This is a genomic window from Komagataeibacter kakiaceti JCM 25156, from assembly GCF_000613305.1.
Window position 1 is genome coordinate 1 of the sequence record NZ_BAIO01000538.1, and the last position, 1,526, is coordinate 1,526.

Sequence of the window (1,526 nt, forward strand, 5' to 3'; positions counted from 1 at the left end):
CGTGCCGCTCCCGACTGTGGCGCATGAAAAGGCGGTGAGCGCACCGGCCGCGCCCGTGGCGGATGAGCCGAGGCAGGCGGAAGTCCGCACCGATCTGGCCGCGCCGCTGGATCCGCGTTTCACGTTCGATACCTTCGTTGTGGGCAAGCCGAACGAGTTTGCCTATGCCTGCGCCCGCCGCGTGGCCGAGCGCCCGTCCAGCCCCGGTTTCAACCCCCTGTTCCTGTATGGCGGGGTGGGTCTGGGCAAGACGCATCTCATGCATGCGATCGGGGCCGAGCTGCTGCGCGAGGGGCGGGTCTCGGTGGCCTACATGTCGGCCGAGAAGTTCATGTACCGCTTCATCGCGGCCATCCGCTCCCAGTCCACCATGGAGTTCAAGGAACAGTTGCGCTCCGTCGATGTGCTGATGATCGACGATCTCCAGTTCCTGATTGGCAAGGACAATACGCAGGAGGAGTTCTTCCATACCTTCAACGCGCTGGTCGATGCCGGGCGGCAGATCGTCGTCTCCGCCGACAAGTCGCCTTCCGACCTGTCGGGGTTGGAGGACAGGCTGCGCACGCGGCTGGGCTGCGGCATGGTGGCGGACATCCATGCCACCACGTTCGAACTGCGCATTTCCATTCTGGAGGCCAAGGCCACGGCATCCGGCGTGGTGGTGCCCGCCAAGGTGCTGGAATTCCTGGCGCACAAGATCACGTCGAACGTGCGTGAGCTGGAGGGCGCGCTGAACCGGCTGATCGCCCACGCCAACCTGTTTGGCCGCCCCGTTACGCTGGAAGCCACGCAGGATGTGCTGCATGACATTCTCAAGGCGCATGACCGGCGCGTCACCATCGAGGAAATCCAGCGCAAGGTGGCCGAGCACTGGAACATCCGCCTGACCGATATGTCCTCGGCCCGTCGGGCGCGGGCGGTGGCGCGGCCGCGGCAGGTGGCGATGTATCTGGCCAAGCAGTTGACCAGCCGCTCCCTGCCCGAGATCGGGCGCAAGTTCGGCAATCGTGACCATACCACCGTCATGCACGCCGTCTCGCGCGTGACGGAACTCATGGAACAGGATCCCGCCTTTGCCGAGGATGTGGAACTCCTGCGCCGCATGCTGGAAAGCTGAGCGGCATTTCCCGCGCGCGCCTCTTTACCGTTATCGTCCCCGCCTGCTAGATGTGTCAGCCCCGCGGCTGGATGCGGTGGGGCATGGAGGATATCGTACCAATGAAGTTGAAGGCTGACCGCGTAACGCTGCTCAAGGCCCTGGCCCATATCCAGAGCGTTGCCGAGAAGCGCAATACCATTCCCATTCTGGCCAATGTGCTGATCAAGGTGGTCGATGGCGCGACGACGCTGACGGCGACTGACATGGAAATCGCGGTTGTCGAGAGCGTGGTGGCCGAGGCCCTGCGCGATGGCGCGGTCACGGCCCCGGCCGCTGTCCTGTATGAAATCGTGCGCAAGCTGCCCGATGGGGCGGAGGTCGAGCTTGACCACGCGGGCGGCGACGCGCCGCTGGGCCTGCGGGCGGG

1 protein-coding gene and 1 pseudogene are annotated in these 1,526 nt (G+C 65.1%); both read left to right on the forward strand.

The annotated features are described in order from the left end of the window. A partial coding sequence (gene dnaA, locus JCM25156_RS16325; protein WP_025813958.1) for a chromosomal replication initiator protein DnaA occupies nt 1-1,117 on the forward strand: 1,117 nt, incomplete at its 5' end. A gap of 101 nt (nt 1,118-1,218) precedes the next feature. After that, a pseudogene (locus JCM25156_RS16330) lies at nt 1,219-1,526 on the forward strand (DNA polymerase III subunit beta); the annotation flags it as partial.